The 22,279-nt window shown below is 37.7% G+C and carries 13 protein-coding genes; 9 read left to right on the top strand and 4 right to left on the bottom strand.

What is annotated here, in order from left to right; genetic code table 11:
• The first annotated feature begins 81 nt into the window (after window positions 1–81).
• From M9892_00235 to M9892_00210, 6 genes are all read left to right on the top strand, one after another.
• Window positions 82–1,599: a GH3 auxin-responsive promoter family protein gene (locus tag M9892_00235; protein ID MCO5252776.1), complete on the top strand. Its 1,518-nt coding sequence runs from the start codon at window positions 82–84 to the stop codon at window positions 1,597–1,599.
• A 101-nt stretch (window positions 1,600–1,700) separates the two neighbouring features.
• Window positions 1,701–3,812: a carboxy terminal-processing peptidase gene (locus M9892_00230; protein MCO5252775.1), complete on the top strand. Its 2,112-nt coding sequence runs from the start codon at window positions 1,701–1,703 to the stop codon at window positions 3,810–3,812.
• Between the two features lie 216 nt (window positions 3,813–4,028).
• The gene (locus tag M9892_00225) at window positions 4,029–5,333 is read left to right on the top strand and encodes a T9SS type A sorting domain-containing protein (protein MCO5252774.1); all 1,305 of its coding nucleotides are present in this window, start codon (window positions 4,029–4,031) and stop codon (window positions 5,331–5,333) included.
• A gap of 26 nt (window positions 5,334–5,359) precedes the next feature.
• Window positions 5,360–7,387: a TonB-dependent receptor gene (locus M9892_00220; GenBank protein ID MCO5252773.1), complete on the top strand. Its 2,028-nt coding sequence runs from the start codon at window positions 5,360–5,362 to the stop codon at window positions 7,385–7,387.
• On the top strand, window positions 7,388–8,407 hold the full coding sequence (locus tag M9892_00215) for an HmuY family protein (GenBank protein MCO5252772.1): 1,020 nt from the start codon (window positions 7,388–7,390) through the stop codon (window positions 8,405–8,407).
• Window positions 8,408–8,719: 312 nt separating this feature from the next.
• Window positions 8,720–13,564 carry a BspA family leucine-rich repeat surface protein gene (locus tag M9892_00210; protein MCO5252771.1) on the top strand — a complete coding sequence of 1,615 codons (4,845 nt, stop codon included), beginning with the start codon at window positions 8,720–8,722 and terminating at the stop codon, window positions 13,562–13,564.
• A 70-nt stretch (window positions 13,565–13,634) separates the two neighbouring features.
• Here M9892_00210 and asnB (M9892_00205) read toward each other — a convergent pair whose 3' ends face one another.
• The 4 genes from asnB (M9892_00205) to M9892_00190 form a co-directional block, all read right to left on the bottom strand.
• Complete coding sequence (asnB, locus tag M9892_00205) at window positions 13,635–15,440, bottom strand: asparagine synthase (glutamine-hydrolyzing) (protein ID MCO5252770.1); 1,806 nt, start codon at window positions 15,438–15,440, stop codon at window positions 13,635–13,637.
• Window positions 15,441–15,497: 57 nt separating this feature from the next.
• A complete protein-coding gene (asnB, locus tag M9892_00200) occupies window positions 15,498–17,333 on the bottom strand; it encodes an asparagine synthase (glutamine-hydrolyzing) (protein MCO5252769.1) in 1,836 nt (611 codons plus the stop codon).
• On the bottom strand, window positions 17,321–18,394 hold the full coding sequence (locus M9892_00195) for a glycosyltransferase (protein MCO5252768.1): 1,074 nt from the start codon (window positions 18,392–18,394) through the stop codon (window positions 17,321–17,323). The genes asnB (M9892_00200) and M9892_00195 overlap by 13 nt, the downstream gene beginning before the upstream one ends.
• A gap of 149 nt (window positions 18,395–18,543) precedes the next feature.
• A complete protein-coding gene (locus M9892_00190) occupies window positions 18,544–19,188 on the bottom strand; it encodes a phosphatase PAP2 family protein (protein ID MCO5252767.1) in 645 nt (214 codons plus the stop codon).
• A gap of 80 nt (window positions 19,189–19,268) precedes the next feature.
• Between M9892_00190 and M9892_00185 the strand changes: the two genes are divergently transcribed.
• From M9892_00185 to M9892_00175, 3 genes are read left to right on the top strand one after another with little or no spacing between them, the layout of a single operon-like run.
• Window positions 19,269–19,658: an START-like domain-containing protein gene (locus M9892_00185; GenBank protein MCO5252766.1), complete on the top strand. Its 390-nt coding sequence runs from the start codon at window positions 19,269–19,271 to the stop codon at window positions 19,656–19,658.
• 9 nt (window positions 19,659–19,667) lie between these two features.
• Window positions 19,668–21,095: an LptF/LptG family permease gene (locus M9892_00180; protein MCO5252765.1), complete on the top strand. Its 1,428-nt coding sequence runs from the start codon at window positions 19,668–19,670 to the stop codon at window positions 21,093–21,095.
• Window positions 21,092–22,276 (top strand): glycosyltransferase family 4 protein, encoded by a 1,185-nt coding sequence (locus M9892_00175; GenBank protein MCO5252764.1) that lies wholly within the window; start codon window positions 21,092–21,094, stop codon window positions 22,274–22,276. Before M9892_00180 ends, M9892_00175 begins: the two co-directional genes overlap by 4 nt.
• The last annotated feature ends 3 nt before the right edge of the window (window positions 22,277–22,279 follow it).

Raw genomic sequence — 22,279 nt, 5'->3', positions numbered from 1 at the left:
CTTGTGATTAAAAAATACAAGCAATACATAATAACAATATTTAAAATCCCTTAACTTGCACCCTTAATAAGGCAGACATAGATGGCAATTATTAATTCACTCATAAACTGGTATTTCAAAAACAGATTGCAAGCAATTGATGATTCACTGAATAATGCAGTGGCAATCCAAAAAAGAACTTTGACAGAACTGCTTGAGCGAGCCAAAGATACAGAGTTTGGTCGGAAATATAATTTTGATTCTATGCGAGATTATAATGATTTTGCAAGCCAAGTGCCGGTTTCGAGCTATGAAGATTTACATCCTTATATCGAAAGAATGATGAAGGGCGAGCAAAATATTCTGTGGTGTACTGACATTACATGGTTTGCCAAATCATCGGGTACTACAAACGATAAGAGTAAGTTTATTCCCGTGAGTAAGGAAACCATCGAAACATGTCATTTGGAAGGGGGGAGGGACGTAATTTCCATTTATTTGAAACATAAGCCTGAAAGTAACCTTTTTTCAGGAAAAGGCTTATTGATTGGAGGTAGTCAAAATATAAATCCACTCAATGAATATTCTAACTACGGAGATTTATCAGCTGTTATGATGAAACATTTGCCTGTCTGGGTATATCTTTTTAAGACCCCAAATTCTAGTATTGCTTTGATGGCAGATTGGGAGGAAAAGTCAGAGAAAATTGCAGCATACACCATAAATGAAAATGTGACGAGTATCTCCGGTGTGCCTACATGGACTTTGGTTTTGATGGATAAACTCCTCAAGAACACAGGTAAATCCAATATGTTGGAAGTATGGACCAATATGGAGCTATATATTCATGGTGGTGTTGGATTTAAGCCTTATAGAGAGCAGTTTAAAAAATATTTTCCTTCTGAACAAGTCAGCTATTTGGAAACTTACAACGCATCGGAGGGTTTTTTTGGTATTCAGACTGATTTGTCTCAGCAGACTATGTCGCTGATGGTAAATTATGGAATTTTCTTCGAGTTTATTCCTATGGATGAGTTTGGAAACTCTGACTCTAAGGTGTTGCCATTATGGGAAGTTGAAAAAGATGTGAATTATGCAGTAGTCATTACAACTAATTCAGGGCTTTGGCGCTATCAACTGGGGGATACTATCCGTTTTACTTCTGTTTACCCTTTTAAGTTCATGATTACCGGCAGAACGCGCCTGTTTATCAATGCGTTTGGAGAAGAATTAATGATTGACAATGCAGACAGAGCGATTGAGCACGCATGTAAAGTCTGTGACGCCACGCTGAAAGATTATACCGCAGCCCCTATCTATCTTGATGATGCAGACAATGCAGGACATCAGTGGCTAATTGAATTTGAGCAAAAACCGGATGACATGGAGAAATTTACCATAGAGTTAGATAGTAAACTTAAGGAACTAAATTCTGATTATGAAGCCAAAAGACATAAAGATCTCGCACTAAAAATGCCTAAAATAGAGGTGTTGCCACGCAATTCTTTTCATCGTTGGTTGGGGAGTAAAAATAAATTAGGAGGTCAAAATAAAGTTCCGCGCCTGTGGAATGACAGAAGTATCGTGGACGAAATGCTCAAATTGCTCTCCGAGCATTAATAATACGTTGGTACTGATAAATAGAGCTTTTGGTACAAGTTTTGAGAAAAGTTGCTTCAGCTTTTAAAATTATTTAATCACTTAATTTATACTTGCAGCGCATGAAATTCATTCTTAATATGATAAAAAAATATCGGTGGATGTGGGTAGTCATTCCCGCTTCACTTATTTTTCTTGCTTTTTGTTTCAAAAAGCAAAAAGAAGGTGAAACAATTCTTCCAAGACTTGTTCTACAAACCTTAAATTCTACACATTATCAACCGGTAGAAATTGATGATTCTTTTTCCAATAAAGTTTTTGAATTGTATCTGAAACGATTAGACGGGAGTAAGCGATTTTTTCTCGCTTCGGATTATGATAAATTTGCTCAATACCGCTATTCGATTGACGATGAAGCCAAAGCAGGAACTTATGAATTCCTCAATCTTGTTAACACAACCTTTGAAGAAAGAGTGGACCAATTGGAAACCATTTTTGAGAAAATATTGGCTCAGAAATTTGAGTTTGAATCGGATGAAAAATATGAGTTTGATGAGGATAACCGTCAGTATCTCAACACTATGGAAGAATTGGCAGAGGATTGGCGTAAATATGTCAAGCTGAGTGTTCTGGAAAAGTACTATACAAAAGTAACCGCTCAAGAAAAAGCCTTGGCAGACAAGCAAAAAGACTTTGTTGAGAAATCATTAGATTCTTTGGAACACGAAGCGCGATTGGACGTGTTAAACAGTCAGCGAACTTGGTTTAAGAGATTGCAGAAATTTGGCAGAGATGAACAAATAGATATGTATATCAACTGCATGACTTCGGTTTATGACCCTCATACAAATTATTTCCCCCCCAAAGAAAAAGAGGATTTCGATATCCGTATGTCCGGCAGATTAGAAGGAATTGGAGCTCAGTTGAGTTTAAAGGATGGAAATTTGAAGGTAGAAATGATTGTGCCCGGCAGCCCAAGCTATTTGCAAGGAGAACTGCAAGCAGGTGATGTGATTATTAAAGTTACTCAAAAAGACAGCATGCCCGTGAATGTAACCAATATGGAAATTGATGAAGCAGTGCAACTGATTAGAGGGAAGAAAGGTACTACGGTAATTTTGACTGTTCGCAAACCTGATGGTACTATTAAAGACATTCCCATTGTACGCGATGTGGTTATTATGGAAGAAGGATATGTAAAATCTGCCATCATTCAAAAAGGGAGAGATAAATATGGATTTATTTACCTTCCTCAATTCTATACTGATTTGAACAATAGAGGTGGAAAAACATGTTCAGATGATGTCAAAAATGAAGTGCTCAAATTGATGAAAGAGGACGTAAAGGGAATCGTATTTGATTTGAGAAACAACGGAGGTGGCTCGCTACAAGATGTGGTGGATATGACTGGGATTTTTGTTGGTCATAACCCTGTTGTTCAAGTGAAATATCGCGACAGAAGTGCTACTGTTCTAACAAGTGGTGAACGTAAGATTATTTATAAAGGTCCTTTAGTTGTGATGGTCAACAAGTATAGTGCAAGCGCTTCTGAGATTATGGCTGCGTCTTTGCAAGATTATCAAAGAGCTTTGATTTTGGGAACAGACAACAGAACTTTTGGAAAAGGAACTGTACAAAGATTCCTTGATTTGGACAGATATGCACCTCCCGGCACTAAATACGGATTAGGTTCATTGAAAGTAACCATTCAGAAATTCTATCGAGTAAATGGTGGAACTACCCAATTTACAGGTGTGATTCCCGATGTGGTGATGCCCAACAGATATGCTTCAGTAAAAGTGGGAGAGGAGACTGAGGATTTCCCATTGCAGTGGAGCGAAATAGACCCATTGCCACTCAAAATGGACATGGGTTCGCAAGCAAAGAAAATTACTTCTGCTACGCTAAAATCAAAGAAAAGGATTGAAGAAAGCCCGATTTTCAAATTGATAGCTGAGGACAGCAAAAGAATAGAAGCCAATAATAAAAGAACTATTTATTCACTTCGTTTCAAGGATTATAAAGCCGACCAAGAAAATTGGGAAAAGCAGAACAAGTCGTATGATGAACAGTTTAAATCTCATCTGACAGAAAATAATATGCTTGCACTCAAAAGCGATTTAGAACAGATAGGCAGTGATTCAGTTAAACTGAAAATTAAAAATGATTGGTTAAATACCTACAAAAAAGACGTTTATCTGTATGAGGCTGTGAATGTCATCGAAGACCTGTAAAAGTATATTTAAATCTTTTAGAAATAAGCAGAAAGCCCTGATAATTAGATTGTCAGGGCTTTCTGTTTGTGCGAAATATCCTTTTTTAGCTTTTATGTGAGGATGAGTGAAAAATGTGTTTTGTCATGGAATTGTCATTTTTAGTGTCTTGACACTCAAACATGATGTTGCTCTCAATCGCGTTCTTACTTTTGCCCCACTTAAAAAGTAATAATTATGAGAAGAAATTTATTAATAGTAATGACTGTTGCATTTAGCTTCTCGGCTAATGCACAGGGCTGGATTGAAGATTCTGTTACATTGGAAAACAAATCCGCCAAGCAAATTTATTATTCATTCAAGACACAAAATCAGCATATTTCAGATGCTGTTAATTGGGATTTAGCATTCTCTGTTCAAAACATTGTAATTCCTAATTCTACCGTGCAAGCAACCACAATCCGTGTTAACAACGGAAAAACTGTTAAGGTATATGTAGCTCCCGATTCAGTTGATGTTTCAGGGTTTGCAACCTTGGATACAACCAATTTCAAAACATCATGGACTGAACTGCTTGACTCAGACACATCATGGGATATGGGTGCTTTTAATACAGGTTTAGATTTAACAGTACCCCCTAGTATGGGAGGTCCATATTACGGATGGGGTAATTACGAAGAGGGTACCCATGCTATTAAGTCAGTAGGCAAAGTTTATCTTATTGTGAGAGGCAATGTTTATAGAAAACTATATTTTGGAGATTTAGAAGGTGATAATGTATATCACTTTACTTATGCTGATTTGGACAACAATAATCAACATTCTGACTCCATTAAAAAGAGCGATTATCCCGACAGATACTTTGTGTACTATGATTTAGCAAGTAACAGTGTGAAGAATTTGGAGCCTTCTAAGGCAGATTGGGATGTTGTCTTTACTAACTACTATACTTATGCAGCGGGTTACAATCCTATATTAAACCAAATGCAATGGCAGTATATGTCAGTTTCTGGTTCACTTCAAAAGAAGGGAGTAAAAGTAGCAAGAATAACTGATGTACACCCTGACTCTGCTTGGTCTGCCGTAAGAAATTTTTCCGAGAATATTGATAATATCGGATATGACTGGAAATTATTTAAAAACACTTATGTTTATGAAGACTCACTGTCTTTTGTGATTGACAACGGTGGTGATACGCTTTATTTATTGCATTTCAACAAATACGGTGGTTCTGCTAATGTGAGAATGAATTTTCAATTCCAAAAACAAGCAAAACCGTCAGGTCCTGTTGATGGAGTGGCAAGTATCTCATTGTCAAATGTTAGAACTTATCCAAATCCTGTAACTTCAACATTGTTTGTACAAACTGAACAAAATGCTCAGGTTGAGGTGTTAGACATGAACGGCAGAGTGCTTTTAAACTCAGTTATTAGCCCGGCTAACAACAAAATTGATATGTCTGCTCTGAACAATGGTTTGTACATACTCAGAGTCATCCAACAAAATGAAGTATTTACTTCAAAAATTATAAAAACGAATTGACAACTGATTGGTTAATAATTAATAAGATGAATGCAATGCGAGCCGTACAGAAATTGTGCGGCTTTGTTGCTTTATTTATATTTTTCAACCATACAGCCACTGCTAAATCAGTTGTGGACAAAGACTCGCTTACTCCTGCACAAGATACCATTCTAAACCCAATTGTCATTACCGGGCAAGGGAATAGTGTGCGAGCCAACCAAAGTATTGTCAAATTCAGAGTGCTTACGGGTGAGACTTTCAAACAAATGGCTGCTGTAAATTTGGGAGATTTGCTTGGCAGACAATCCAACATCAGGATTTCCAATGACAATATGCTTGGCAGTTCAGTATCATTACAAAATCTGTCAGGTCAGCAAATCAAATTTTTGGTGAACGGAATGCCCATCACCGGACGCGAGAACGGCAATATCAATCTCGACCAGATTAACTTAGAAGATGTAGATAGAATTGAAATTGTTGAAGGTCCAATGTCTGTTATCTATGGTACTGACGCACTTGGCGGAGTAATTAATGTTATTACAAAAAAGCCGGTTCTCAAGAAGACTTCTGCTACTGCATACAGCTATAACGAAAGTATTGGTAATATTAACATTGGTGCCTCGGCTGCACAACCTTTGGGTGAGAAAGCTGTCATTCTGGGCGGGCTTGCCCGAAATTTCTTTGCAGGAATTCCTACCGACAATGGAGAAAGAACCTATTTGTGGAAGCCCCGAGAACAATGGTTTGGTAACATCGGCTATTTTAGAGAATCCAAAAAAGCAACGTGGAATTTTCGCTCTGATTACTTGCATGAAACCTTACAAAACAAAGGGAATCTTGTGCTTACTCCCATATCTGCCTATGCTTTTGATGATTATTTTATTACCACCAGAGGGGTTCACAGTGTAAATACAATCTTCAATATCAGTCCCAAAATCAGGGTTGATATGATTAACGGAGTTTCACATTACAAAAGGGAAAAAAGAGTTTACAGAAAAGACATGGTTAGTCTGGAACAAAACCTCATTGATAATGTTGATGAGAACACCAATAATCTCTTTGTGAATGTGATGGCAAGGGCTGTTTTTAGCAATAGGAATAAAGGCAGAGTAAACTATCTTGCAGGTTATGATTTTAACTATGATTTGGCAATTGCAGACAGAATAGACGGAGACAAACTCAGCATGGGTGATTTTGCGGTTTTTGCTATGGTGGATTATAATTTTAATAGATATCTTAGAGTACGGCCGGGATTGCGCGTTGCCTATAATACGATTTTTACATCCCCTTTAACACCGTCTCTCAATATAATGTGGGAGCCAAATAAAAAATGGCAGGTGCGAGGCTCTTATGGCAACGGATTTAGAGCGCCCTCTCTCAAAGAACAGAAGCTTCTCTTTGTGGATATCAACCATAATATCAAAGGGAATCCTAATTTGACACCGGAGTTTTCTCACAACATTCAATTAGGCGCAAGTTTTAAAAACTCACATAATAAAGTTGCCTACTCTTTCGGAGCAAGTTCTTACTACAATGATGTACGTGATATGATAGGTTTGGTATTGATTGACAAAGCCCAAAACCTTTACTCTTATGAAAATTACGGGCGCTTCCAAGGTGGCGGGATGATGTTTGAACATAAATTATTTTACAAAAAACTTTATTTAGAAATGGCTGCAGGAGGAATGATTGTGCGAAACCAATTCAGTAGTCAAACCGGAAAAGATTATTATCTTACACCTGATATCACCGTGTCTGCAAGCTATGATATTAAGAAAACCGGTGTCAAAGCCGCATTGTTTCTCAAGCATAATGGCAAGTTTGTAAACTATATTATGAATGAACAAGGTGCTGTGAGCGAATATTTTTCAGGTGCAATGACTTTTATGGACTTCACACTTTCTAAAGGATTTTTTAAAGATAAGCTACAAGTTGTGAGCGGTGTTAAAAATATATTCAATGTACGCAATATTACCAATATCAATCCTTTTAATAGTTTTCACGGCAATGGTAGCAGTATGATGCTTTCTCCGGGACGTTCGTTTTTTATCAAAATTTCTTACACACTTTAAATGAAAATTCATTGCCGCATACTGATATTAAGCCCTTTGTTATTGCTGCTTAGCTCTTGTTTCAAAGAAGATAAACCCCTTACCCTGCCACAAACTGAGTCAGAGGTAATGTCGGTTTATATGGGTGATGCATATCAAAATCAATTGTTTTTCAAATTAGAAGATTTAACCTATTCCAAAAAAGACCTTAATGACTGGGATTTAGCTTTTGATAATATTACCAATCAGTTTAAGGTTGTTTCCAACTATGGTCGTAATATTTTTGTAGCACGCACCAATATTCATAACCGAAATGAACTGAATACAATCAAGCCGGCTCAGATTCCGCTCAAACAGTGGTTATATGATTTTCCTAATGGAAGCATTGATAGCAATGCCTTTGGCGATTGGACTAAATTGTACGGAAATAATATGCCTTATCATATCCTTGATATGGGGCGCAATCTCAGTGCGGCACAACGTTATTATTTTATCAAAGTACTTGAAGCCGATGAAACTCATTACAAAGTTGAATTAGGAAAATTGTCAAGTCCTGATTCTGCTCAAACCATTGATTTTGCGAGAAACAAAGACCGAAATTTTACTTATCTCAATATACGGAACGGACAGATTGCTACCGATTATGAACCGGATAACAATGAATGGGACTTTGTGTTTACACGCTATCGCTTTATTTTTTATATAGACCCCAACCCCACAGAACCATTCCCTTATCTTGTTACCGGTTGTTTGCTTAACCCTCACAATGTTTCAGTTTCTATAGATACTGTCATTGGTTATGACAAAATTAACTTAGCTGTTTGTCAACACAAAGATTACACAACTCGACAAGATATTATTGGATATGCTTGGAAGACCTTTGATTATACTGTCTCTTTTGATTATACCATGAATCCAAACACAGTCTATATTGTTAAAAATACTAAAGGGGATTATTACAAACTGCGCTTCCTCGATTTTTATAACGAAAACAAGCAAACCGGATATCCTAAGTTTGAAGTTGAAAGGGTGGTAAAATAAATTTTTGCTACTTCAATTCGCTTGCTTTTAGTAAAGTTGTAATATTTATTTTTATTAAATAACTTTTACTTGCTGTAATTATTTTTTTCTTTTTCCATTGTGCCACTTCGTTCTTGTGGCTTTGGTCGCTTGAGTTGCTTGTGTTTATTGTGTTATTTAGGATTGATGTTTGAAAATGCAAGTATTTTCAGGGATTCTGTTCAATATGATTTGTTTTTAGAGTGATTTAAGCAATATTGTTAGGGCAATATGTTTGTGTTATAGATTTAATTACTTTTGCTGAATATACCGTATTGATTATAAATATTAAATATGAAAAAATCATTTTTACAAATCGTATTTGTCTTCGGATTTTGCACACTGTTGACATTTCCTAATGTTAATGCACAAACCCAAGTTGCCGAACATAAATTCTCATTAGGAATGGGTGACGCTTCAGGTGATTATGAGGACAGAGGTAATGCCGTTGCAACAGACAAAGATGGCAATGTCTATATCACCGGCAGTTTCGAAAGCAAAGTTGATTTCGGGATAGACCCTAATAACCCGCCTTCACTACTTACACTTTCTTCGAATGGGGATAAAGATATATTTCTTGCAAAGTATGATAAGCTTGGCAATCTCATTTGGGCACGTAGTTTTGGAGATACGAAAACAGATGAAGGCTTGTCTGTGGCACTGGATGGAGATCAGAATGTAATTATCACGGGATATTTTATGGCAACTGTGGATTTTGACCCTTCCAATGGAAGTAATCTTACATCTAATGGAAAAAGAGATATTTTTATTGCAAAGTATAAACCGGACGGTTCTTTTATTTGGGCAAAAGGAATTGGTGATATAGAAGATGATGAGGGTCATTCTGTGGCAATTGATTCTAAAAATTCAATCATTGTAACCGGATATTTTAAGGAGAAACCTGATTTTGATCCTTCCAATGGCAACTATCTTGCATCCAATGGAGAAAGAGATATTTTTATAGCCAAATATGATGATGCAGGTACATATATTTGGGCATTTAATATAGGTTCAACATATGATGATGAAGGACACGGAGTAGCTATTGATTCAAAAGATAATATTATAATCACCGGCTACTTTATGGACAAAGCAGATTTTGATCCCTTGGGTTCAGGAAACTGGTTAAAAGCAGTGGATGACAAAGATATATTCATGGCTAAGTATGAAGATAATAGTAAACATGTCTGGTCTTTTGGTTTTGGGGATAAAGGACCTGAAGCAGGGACGTCTGTTGCTATTGATTCAAAAAACAATATTGCATTAACCGGTTTTTTTAGAGAAAAGGTAAACTTTGACCCTTATGGTTCCGGTGGCTATATTAGCAGTAATGGTGAGCAGGATATTTTCCTTGCTAAATATGATGAATTAGCTAAGTTATATTGGGTGTTTGGCTTTGGAGATGCCAAGTACGATGAAGGTCGTTCCGTTAAATTTGACCCTAAAGACAATATTTTGGTTGCCGGATTTTTTATGGGTTATGTTGACTTTGATCCGGATGGCACCAACAAGAGAACATTGAAAGGCAGGGGTAGTGACAATATATTTATGGCTAAATATGATTCGAAAGGATATATAAAATGGGCATACGATTTTGGGGATGAAAAATATAATCACGCTAATGGGATAACATCCGATGCAGACGGCAATGTATTTATCACCGGTGGATTCTCAGGTAAGATTGATATGAATGCGGATATTGACAAACGTGGAATTAATGTGCTTGTTAACTCTAATAAACCGATGGATATTTTCCTTGCCAAGTATGAACCTCACGCATTGCCAGATCCGTTTATTACTGAGTGGAAAGCAACCGCTGATGGTAAAATTACAATACCGACCAACGGCTCCGGGTACGATTATCATTATGTGATTTCGGACATGAGCGATATGGAGATTAGTCAGAATTTTACCATGCATCAAACCGGAAATTTTCAAATAAGTAATTTAGTGTCTGGACATACTTATAGAATAGAAATCACGGGTTTGTTCCCAAGAATTTATTTTAATAATACCGGAGATACATCTAAAATTACGAAAGTAACCCAATGGGGTAAAATAGATTGGAAGAGTTTTGAAAAGTCATTCTATGGTTGTTCAAAGATGGATGTTACAGCTATAGATACGCCATTATTGAAAAATGTTATTAATACTTCTTATATGTTTAGTGGTTGTACAACACTCAAAGGTATAGGCGCTAACTGGGCATGGCATACCAAAACGATTACCTCTATGATGTTTATGTTTAACAGTGCAAGTTCCTTCAATCAAAATATTGGTTCTTGGGATGTGTCAAATGTTGTAAATTTTATGTGGATGTTTGCCGGTGCAAGTTCCTTCAATCAAAATATTGGTTCTTGGGTTGTGTCAAAGGCAACTTCAATGGCAGCTATGTTCTACAATGCCACCTCCTTTAACCAAAATTTAGGTTCATGGAATGTATCAAATGTTGCTAATATGGGAGATATGTTTCGGGTAGCTAGTACTTTTAATCAAAATATAGGTTCATGGAATGTGTCAAAGGTTACTAATATGTCAAACATGTTTAACTCTGCAACTTCATTTAATCAGAATCTTGCTTCATGGGATGTATCTAAGGTAACGACCATGCAATCCATGTTTGCATTTGCCGGTGCTTTCAATCAAAATTTGGGTTCTTGGAATATTTCGTCTGTTGCAAACATGACAAGTATGTTGTCATCTTCAGGATTAGATTGTAATAATTATGCACAGACTCTTTACGGTTGGGCAAACGGTGGATATGCCCCAAGTACCATTTCATTAGGCGCGGCTTCTGTTAAATATCACCCGGCTGCTCAGACTTACAGGGATTATTTATCTGGCACAAAATCATGGTCAATCACTGATGGAGGCGCGAGTTCGGCTTGTTCTATCGGTGATTTCATTACAGAATGGACAGCCCCGGCTTCCGGTAATTTGACCATACCCACTACGGGAGCCGGTTATAATTATGATGTTTATTGGATGAATATGACCAATGCCGGTGTAGGCGATGGAATGGCTCTTAATCAGACAGGTAGCTACACCATGACAGGTTTGCAGAACGGAGATACGTATAAAGTATATATCATGGGTGATTTTCCTAGTATCTATTTTAATAGCACGGGAGATAAAGACAAAATTACCAAAGTTGCCCAATGGGGTAAAATAGATTGGAAGAGTTTTGATGGTGCTTTCCGTGGTTGTTCAAATTTAGATGTTACGGCAACAGATACACCATTATTGAAAAATGTTTCTAATGTTGAATTTATGTTTAGTGGATGTACTTCACTATTTGGTGTAGGAGCGAATTGGGCATGGCATACTACGAATGTGACTAATATGTTTGCAATGTTTGAAAGTGCACCTAACTTTAACCAAAATATTGGTTCATGGGATGTATCTAATGTGACAGATATGGCTGCAATGTTTAGTTATGCCAATTTCTTTAACCAAAACATAAGTGCATGGGATGTTTCTAAAGTGACTAATATGTATAGCATGTTTAATTCTGCCGCTGCTTTTAACCAAAACATAGGTGCATGGGATGTGTCTAATGTGACTGATATGTATGCAATGTTTAATTCTGCCACTGCTTTTAACCAAAACATAGGTGCATGGGATGTTTCTAAAGTGACTAACTTTCAGAATATGTTTACTGGTGCTAGTGGTTTTGACCAAAATTTAGGAAACTGGGATTTAAGCGGAATTGCACCCGGCACTCCTTATGCACCCTATTTTAATTTTTCCGGTATGGGTTGTGTCAATTATACCCTTACCTTGAGGGGTTGGGTAGCGGGGGGGACTGCCCCAAGCAATATAACATTGGAGGCTACAAGTATTACCTATTCTACTGTGTATGGAACTGCCGCGCACACCGCTTTGGTAACAGGTAAGTCTTGGTCTATCACTGATGGCGGTGCAGACCCCGCTTGTGTTAATGAATGGGTGGGGGTTACCAATTCTGACTGGGCGACAGCCTCAAATTGGATTTTTAAAACAGTTCCCGGCACAGGAGAAGATGTTAAATTCAGCGATACAGCACACTCCAACGTAGTCTTAGACAATAACAAAACTGTGGGTAAGGTGGACTTCAACGGAGCTGACAAGTTAATTGTGTTGGGCAATCATGACCTGACAGCAGGTTCTTTTGTAGGGTCGGATGCAAACAATTATGTAAAGACAAGCGGTACAGGTATAGTTAAAATGACGGTTGCAAATACAGCAACTGCCTTTTTCCCTATCGGCAAGTCTGCTTATAATCCCCTTGAAATTACCAATAATACAGGTTCAGGAGATGATTTTACTGCTAACATTATTGATGAGGTTTATTATGATGGTGCTGGTAATACGATTGTGACCGAGCCACACGTAAAACGTACATGGAATATAGGAAAAGCGAGTGCGAATGGAGGAAGTGGGGTAGATTTTAAATTGTATTGGAATGTAGGTGAGGAGTCTGTAGCAATTACTACTCCTACTTTGAACCATTTTAACTCAGTTACCATGCAATGGGAGATTGCAACTTCAGGCTCCGGTTCGCCTTCGGGAAAAACACTTACGCACACCGGATATACGGGCTCGTTTTCACCTTTTGCAATCGGTGAAAATGCAATTCCTTTGCCTATTGAACTCATTTCCTTTGATGCTGTTCCGGACTATCAACATAACAAAGTAAATCTTATGTGGCAAACTGCTCAAGAAGAAAACAACCAAGAGTTTAGAGTAATGAGAAGTGAAGATGGAGTATTTTGGGAACAAATTGGAGTGGTACAAGGTCATGGTAACAGCTATTCTCAAACCGACTATTCATTTATAGATAATACTCCAAATGTGATAAACTACTACCGACTTGTTCAAGTGGATTTGGATGGAAATACTACACGTAGTCCAATTCGTTTTGTGAATTTTAAACAAATACCCGGTCAAATTTTTAATGTCTATCCTAATCCGGTAAGTGGATTATTTACAATAGAAACCCAAGCCGAAAGCCAATACACGATTACAGATATTCAAGGAAGAATTTTATTAAATGGCGTTACGCAAAATGCAAAGACAAATATTGATATAACTTCTTTCTCCAATGGAATCTATTTCTTGAAGATAGACGGACAAGTTGTCAAAATTGTGAAGGAATAATAACAAAATACGCCAAAGTTAAAGGGCTGTCAGTTTTGACAGCCTTTTGTGTTTTTACACGTACTTATGTTCATAGTCCGTGTCTTTTTAGCCAATGGGTTAGTACAACTACACCCCAGAAGATATTCCAATTGTAGTTTGTTTTTCCTGATTTAAATTCATCAAAAGCTGTTTGCCACTTTTTAGCATCCAAAATATCCGTTTCTTTGAGCATGTAAATAGCGTCTTGCACGTAAGGACTAAGCTCGTTTCGAAGCCAATGATTCCAAGGTAAAACAAATCCCATCTTTTTTCTATTTACAATTTCCATTGGTAATAAATCGGACAGAGATGCTACTAATAGTGACTTAGGTTGTTTTGTCTTTGTTTTGTATGACTCAGGGAGGCTAAGGATATATTCGGCAAGTTGGGTATCCAGAAACGGAGCACGCGTGTCCAATGAGTGCGCGACACTCATCTGCGCGGTATCCCGCAATAGAATTGGAGTCATGTAGTAATTGAACTCTGCCAGCGATATATCACTGAGTATATTTTGTTTGTTTTTGAAAAACTTTTGTGCATTGATGACAGTACGATAACCATTTGCCATGTTTTTGCAATCATCCTTACTCATTAAACTTCTAAATACACCATAAATACTTGCTAAATCAGGTTTGGACAATGAAAGTAACTCTATTGTTTTCTTCTTTCGCATAGTGGAATTATGTCCCAATTGACTCATGAGCATTTTTTTGATAAAAGTGGGCATGCAGTAGAGATATCTCTGTGTTGGTTTGATTTTGCTAAAAATGGGATATCCGCAGAAAAGTTCATCACCTCCCAAACCCGATAATCCGATATCAATGCCGGCTCTCTTGGCTGCTTGTGCAACCATGTAGGTGTTTGCACCGTCCATACTTGGAAAAGCATAAGCATTCAGTATGTTGTCAATTTCTTCCAAAAAAATGTCAGGTTTTAGTCTGATTTCTTCGTGTTTTGTATTGAATTTTTGCGCAACAATTTTTGCGTAATGCGCTTCTGAAAAATTACTTTCATCAAACCCGATATTCACAGTTCTGATTTGCCCTTGTGTGCACTCTCTTGCTGCAGCGGTAATGGCGGTGGAGTCAATGCCGCCCGATAAGAAGATTCCGGTCTTTGCGTCAGTTTCAAAATTTTTGCTAACCGAATCAATAAACAGATTTTTGATTTTGATTTTGCTTGTTTCATAGTTGTCCTCTGTTGTCTGAGTGGAAAGGGGCTGCCAGTAAGGGGTGAAATCAAAAATAAAATTGGAGAATAATGCACTATTTGCAGGAGGAAAGTTTTTGACATTGCGTACAAACGTGTTTTCATCCATTATGGTTCCAAACCTGAAATATTCAGGAAGTCTATCTTTGGCAAATACCGGTTGAAAAAGTCCGGATGCTAATAATCCTTTGATTGTGGAAGAAAAAGCAAAAATGTTTTCATTCAGAAAGTAATATAATGGAGCCATGCCAAACCTGTCACGAGCAATAAAAAGTTCGTACTCCTTTTTGTCAGCAATTGCAAAAGCAACCTTACCCTCAAGGTGCTCTGTCATGCTTGCACCCCAATGGTTGTATGCTGCAATTAAGGTTTCAGCGTCAGAATCCGATTGAAATTCATAATCCGTGAGTTGTTTTCTAAGTGACTTACCATTCAAAAGATGACCATCAGTCACCACAGTATATCTACCGTCTGCGATTGCCGATTCCATTGGGTGCTTGCCAATTTGCGAAATACCCATATTCTGAAAAATCCATGAATTGTACTTGTCTCTTTCACCGTTTCCAATGGCTTGATTCATTTTGAAGAGTATATCTTCGGAGATACTTTCAAGTCCAAATTTGTATATACCGTTAATTCCGCTCACAATTGATTTTGTTTTAAAACTACGCAAATATTCACAAACAGAAATGGATCTAGGGTGTTAATTCGAGCTTATTTTGTTGTTTTTCAGCCACTTTGTAAGCACTATCAGCCCCCAGAAAATATTCCAATTATAGCTTTGTCTTCCTCTTTTAAAATCATCAAAGGCTGATTGCCATTCCTTTGCATTCAGCAAATGGGTTGATTGCAGCGTTTGAATCGCATCTTGGACATACGTTGCAAGTTCATTCTTGAGCCATTGTTCCCAAGGGAGTACAAAGCCCATTTTCTTTCTGTGGATGATTTCAGAGGGCAGTAGGTCATGCAGAGATTCTACCAGCAAAGATTTTTGGACAGCCGTTTTTGTCTTATAAGCATCCGGTAATGTAAGCACAAATTCCACTAATTTATGGTCAAGGAAAGGTACTCTTACTTCCAGCGCATGTTTCATACTCATTTGGTCGGTGTCGCGCAACAAAACCGGTTGTAAATAATGGTAATATTCAGCAAGTGTAATCTTGTCAATAGTGCCACATTTTTGAGTAAAAAATTTAGGGTTGACAATTGCCTGAATATTTCCGGTAAGTCGCATACAATCGCGTTTGCTCATTATACTTCTAAATGTCTCATAGACTTGCGCTTCGTCAGGGTTGTTAAGAGCGAGCAAGTCTCCCATTTTTTTATTTCTTACTTTAGGATTGGCTTTGAGCAGCAGACTTCCGACTTTGCGCAATGGGGTAGGGAGCTTATGCAGTTTTTGCAATGTGGGTTGTAATTGTTTGAAAACCGGATATCCTCCAAATAACTCATCTCCTCCTAAACCTGAAAGTGCCATGGTAATTCCCGCTTTGCGTGTTGCTTGCGAGACTATATAGGTGTTAGCACCGTCAACACTCGGATGGTCGTATGATTGCAGAATATGATCAATTTCTTCCAGAAACAGATTTGGACTTAATTTGATTTCAGTGTGATGTGTGCCAAATCTTTTGGCTACTTGTTTGGCGTAATAGGATTCGGAAAAAGCGGCTTCTGCAAAACAGATATTGAATGTGTTAGATGCTCCCGACAAACAAGTGCTCATAGCTGCAGTAACAGCTGTTGAGTCAATGCCACCCGAAAGGAATGCCCCGAAGGGAACATCTGCCACCAAGCGTTTCTCTACTGCTTGCAAAAAAAGTTCGCGCACTTCTTTCTTGGCGTGTGCATAGCTGATTTCAGTATTGGTTTCCAATGCTGGAGCCCAATAGTTTTGGATGGTCATTGCATTACCGGAAATTTGAGCGAAAGAGGCGGGGCTGAGCATCTTTACTTCTTTGAGTAAAGTATCGTCTCCGGCAATGGTGCCTGAACGGAAAAAGGTACTCAACATATTTTTGTCTAACTGTGGTGTAAAAAGCTTGCTCGCAATCAAGCCTCTGATTTCAGATGAGAAAATGATGTAGTTATTGGTTCGGTAGTAGTATATAGGTTTGATTCCCAGTCTATCGCGAGCAATGAAGAGACTGTTGTCGGCTTTGTCAAAAATGGCAAATGCAAACATTCCTTCAAGGTGTTCCAACATTTGTTTTCCCCATTTGGCGTATGCTGCTAACAATACTTCAGAGTCGGTCGATGTTTTGAAAGGGTAGTCCGCAAGAAGAGATTTGATTTTTTGGTAATTGTAGATTTCACCATTAAATATTAAAACAAACCTATTGTCAGCGCTGAACATAGGTTGATTGCCGGATTCGCTCAAATCGATGATGGAAAGCCGGACATGTCCAAATCCAACTTGGTCTTTTACAAATACGCCACTATTGTCCGGTCCTCTGTGAACAATCGCATTGTTCATTTCTTTTATGACCTGCTCTTCGACAGTACCTGAAGTGAAGTAATATATTCCGTTTATTCCGCACATGGCGCTTGTGTTATGAGTTGTAATAAGGTTTGACTCCAGCCCTCGGGATTGATTTTTTGTGACAAATAAACACTGTGTGCTGACATAGTATTGTATTGTTCTTGGCTCATGGCAGCCATTTGTAACAACTTTTCTTTTAGCATATCAATGTTTCCGGGTAGAAATGTGTATCCGTTTTTCCCTTCTTCCAAAAATGCAGAGGCTGCGCCAACGGCTGAACTTAGCAATAATGGGAATCCTGCGGCTGCAAATTCATGTGCCACCACAGCCCAAGGCTCAAATAAGCTCGGCAAAATAAAAAAGCTACAATCTTTCAGATATTTTCCCATGTCTGCTGGTTGTACAAAACCGATGTGTTGAATGCTTGGATGTTTTATTCTGTTATCAAAACCTTCGCCTGTGCCCAAGCACCATAATTCCCATTCTTTTAATTCGCCTGCTTCTTTCAGTTGTGCAAATGCTGCCCATAAGTTTTCTAAACCTTTTGCAGGAATATAACGTGCCACACAAATAAATCTTTTGGGAAAACCAAGCGACTTAGCCTCCTTAGATTCCTGATTAAATTTGCCAAAAAGTACTGTATCGCCACAATAATAACCGGTCTTGATTTGATTCTCTTTGAAGCCGATTTGCAAGGCATAGTCTTTTTGGGGTAAACCCGGTACCCATGTTTTGTTAAATGTTCGGTGGATAGTTAAGGGTGCGACAAGACTCAAAATACGTTGTTTGAAAATTCCTTTCCAATGATTGTCCATCACCAACACAACCGGGATTTTTTTGTAAAATAGACGGCAAACTGCAAGGTAGTCTTTGTCTATCCATCCGGAACATAGGATTGCATCGGGCGAAAGTTCTTGGACAAACGATGCCAAAGTGGTTTTATTAAAATCCTTTCTGTTGTAAAAATGCAGTTGTTGCTCATTTTCAAACTCAAAAGGGGCTTCTACATTCACAGGATATTTAATCAGATGAATCTCTGCTTGCTTTTGCTGTTGAAGAAAAAAGCGTAATGATGCTGTAACGTACTGTGCAATTTCGGTATAGAGAATGAGGATTTTCACCGTGCGAATCTGGGTTGCAAATGTAGAAAGTATTAAGGATTTGTTATGTTCAAACAGCTTACAAATTCAATATTGTAATTTAGATAATTGTGTTCAATGTATAATTGTAAAACATGAATGCAATCAACCTTGCCGAATTGCACTTATAGTCAAGATTGCATTCCTCTATTATTGCTCCATGATTTAATGGGCGGAACTAATAATACTACTAATAAAGTATTGATTACGCCTAACAAAGCACCGGTCAATACATCTTCTGTAAAGTGCATTCCATTATATATTCTCGAAATTCCTGCTAATAGTGCTAACACAAAACAAAGTACATAAACGCTTGATTTATTAACCAATAAAGCCAAAAAGAACAATCCTGCAAATGCTGTGTAAGTGTGACCGGACGGGAATGACTGCCAATAGTTCATAGTCTGGTAGGGAGAAAAGTGTACTGTTGCAATTTTGTCAATAAAATACTGTGCAGGACGTGGAGTGTTGGTAAACACAAAATTTTTTAGTATAAAAGAGGTAAGGGCATTCGAGGCAAAAACGAGCATAATATTTAGTGTTTGTGGGCGAAATTTTAACCAAACAGAGGCGATAACAAATACAATCATAGGCCATTCGCCCAATTGAGTCATAGAGAAGAAAAATAAATCTGTTACTTGTCCACCAAATCCATTGATTGTATAAAATGTTTGTTCTTTGCCCACAACCCAATACCATGTCCATCCAATGAGCTGACAAACAATGAAAAAGAAAAAAAAAGGATTGCGTACAGAGCTTTTGAGCGTAGGTGTCATTCAGTATCGTGAGCAAAAATAGAGTTTTAATTTTGTCAAGTCATCATATTTCCTTTAAATTGCACCCAAAAGGAGGAAGGATGAGCGAAAGAGTAAAACTAGAAATGGAATTTTTGATTAATTCAGCTCCGGCAGTATTGTATAATTACATCAGTACTGCTTCCGGTTTGTCCGAATGGTTTGCAGACAAAGTAACAGTCAAAGGCTCAGATTCTATGTTTTTTTTGTGGAATGATGAAGGCGAAAGAGAGGCTAGAATATTGAAAAAAGTTCTCAATAAGTTGATAAGATTGACTTGGTTAGATGATAATAAATCGGAGTATTGGGAAATGGAAATCCGCAAAGGGGAGTTAACCGAAGATATTCTGCTGTACGTTACTGAGTTTGTAGATTCCGGTGAAGAGGATGAAATCAGAGAGCTGTGGTCTAGTCAAATTGATGATTTAAAAGAATTGCTGGGAGTTAATTAGTTATATTTCTTGAAAAAGTTAAATACACTGATTCTCAAATCGTTTATAGGTCCCTTTGTGGCTACCTTTTGTATTTCGATGTTCCTTTTTCTCATGCAATTTCTGTGGAAGTATATTGATGAATTTGTGGGGAAAGGTCTTGAATGGCATGTGTTTGCAAGACTTCTGTTTTTTGCAATGGCAGATTTGATTCCGTTTGCGCTGCCTTTGGCGGTGTTACTGTCTTCTATTATGACTTATGGAAACCTGGCTGAAACTTCGGAATTAGTTGCCATCAAAGCTGCCGGAATTTCGCTCAGAAAAGCACTTACACCCAGTTTCGTTGTGATGATTTTTCTTTCCTTACTTACCTTTTATTCTTCCAATATTATTATCCCCAAGGCTAATCTAGAGTTCAAAACATTGCTTTGGGATGTACGCGAAAAAAAACCTGCATTTAATATTAAGGAAGGGGTGTTCTATAGCGAGATTGAAAATTTTTCAATAAAGGTCTCAAAAAAAGAGAGTGACAATCAAACTGTTCGAAATATCATTATTTATGAAAAACAACCGGATAACCCCATGTTAAATGTAATACGTGCAGAATGGGGTGTGATGAAGTTAGCGGATAATGAACGCGCGCTGTTGTTCACGCTTTATAATGGTGTTAGATATGAAGAAATGACCGGTTCACAAGACTATTATAGAACCCGCCCACACAACATTATGAAATTCGCAAAGCAAGTGATGGCGTTTGACCTGTCTCAATTAGATCTCAAAAAGACCGAAAAAGACCTTTACAAGGGTAATTACAGATTTTTAAACATTGTTGAACTCAAAAATGAGATTGATTCATTAAACAAAGATATTTTGCTAAGCCGACAACTATATGCTAAATATGTGAAACCATATTTTGGATTGTATAACGTCAATTACACAGGCAGGGACTCATCTACCGGACTAAGTGAAGCCACAATCATCGAAAATTTTCCAAAAGGCAAACAGAGTAATCTTATTAATACCGCCATGGAGAATGTTCGCAATATCAAAAGTATGGTTGAATCTAATCAGAGCAGTTTGTCCGAACAAAATACCGAAGTGCTGAAATATGAGGTAGAGCGACAAAAGAAGTACACTTTGGCAGCTGTTATACTCGTGTTGTTTTTTCTTGCCGCACCTTTAGGGGCAATAATCAGAAGGGGAGGGCTGGGTATGCCCATGGTGGTTTCTATTCTGTTTTTTATACTTTATTATGTGATTAATATGATTGGTGAAAAAATGGCGAGGGAGGGTATTGTGAATGTATGGTTTGGAACATGGCTCTCTACGTTGGCATTATTTCCGATTGCAGCTTGGATTTATTATAAAGCTGCACAAGATGCAGCACTTTTTGAGGGTGGTTTCTTCAATAATTTAGCCAATAAACTGCGTTTTAGAAAAAAAACTCATACAACTTGAAGAAAGTATTGGTCATAGGAAACAGAATTCCATTCCCTGCCCGTGATGGAGGTGCATTAGCAACTTTGCAAATTCTGAAACTATACGTTAAAGCAGGTTTTGAAGTTGATTTTGTGAGCCTCAATACGAATAAACATTATGTTGCAACTGAAATTATTCAAAGTGAGTTGAACTTTTTATCCTCTGTTCAGACGGTTGATATTAATACAGACCTGAGTGTTACAGGGTTATTAAAGAATCTGTGCTTTACACGTCAATCATACAATCTTGAACGATTCTATTCATACGCATTTGAACAAGCTGTATTAAGACAAATTAAGGATAATAATTATGCCTTTATTCATTTAGAAAGTTTGTTTTCGTGCACCGTATTGCCGATGATTAAAAAACAGACTTCTGCATCTGTGTATGTTAGGGTGCATAATATTGAGCACCAGATATGGAAAAGAATGGCTGAGAGTGCTGATAGTATTGTTAAGAGAATTTATCTCAAAATAATGGCTAACAGATTAAAGAGAGAAGAGTTGTCTTTGTATGCTCTTAGCCATGGACTACTATACATTTCCCATATAGATATGGAATACTACCGGAAACAACTACCCGCAGTGCAACATTTTTATCTGCCCTATATAGTGAATAGTATAGAGGATGGTGATGCACTAAATCAGATTACTCATTCTGTATGTTTTATTGGGTCTATGGAATGGTTGCCCAATTTGCAAGGAATACAGTGGTTTTTGGATAAAGTCTGGAACAATGTGAGAGTTGCAATTCCACAAGCTGTGCTACGCATAGCCGGCAAAGGGATTGGAAATAAGATTCAATCTAATTCTGCCAAAGGTATTGAGGTAGTGGGAGAGGTGCCATTTTCCACTGCCTTTATGAAGCAACATCAAGGATTGATTGTGCCATTATTTTCAGGAAGTGGCATAAGAATTAAAACTATTGAAGCTATGTCAAACGGAGTGCCTGTAATTAGCACTTCTATTGGTGCACAAGGGCTTTCCGTGACAAATAGGGATGATATTTTGATCGCGGATACAGCCAAGGCTTTTGCAAAAGCTGTAATTGAACTGCTGCAAGAGGAATCTTTACGCAATACTATCTCCACTAATGGAAAAGCCTATGTCCAAAAGCATCACAATGAAGCATCAGCGATAGATTTGTTGAGTAAACTTTGAAAA

This window comes from Bacteroidota bacterium (assembly GCA_023957335.1).
Classification (GTDB): Bacteria; Bacteroidota; Bacteroidia; order NS11-12g; family UBA955; genus JALOAG01.
The sequence above is the reverse complement of the archived record's forward strand: the minus strand, read 5'-3'. Positions and strand labels throughout refer to the sequence as shown.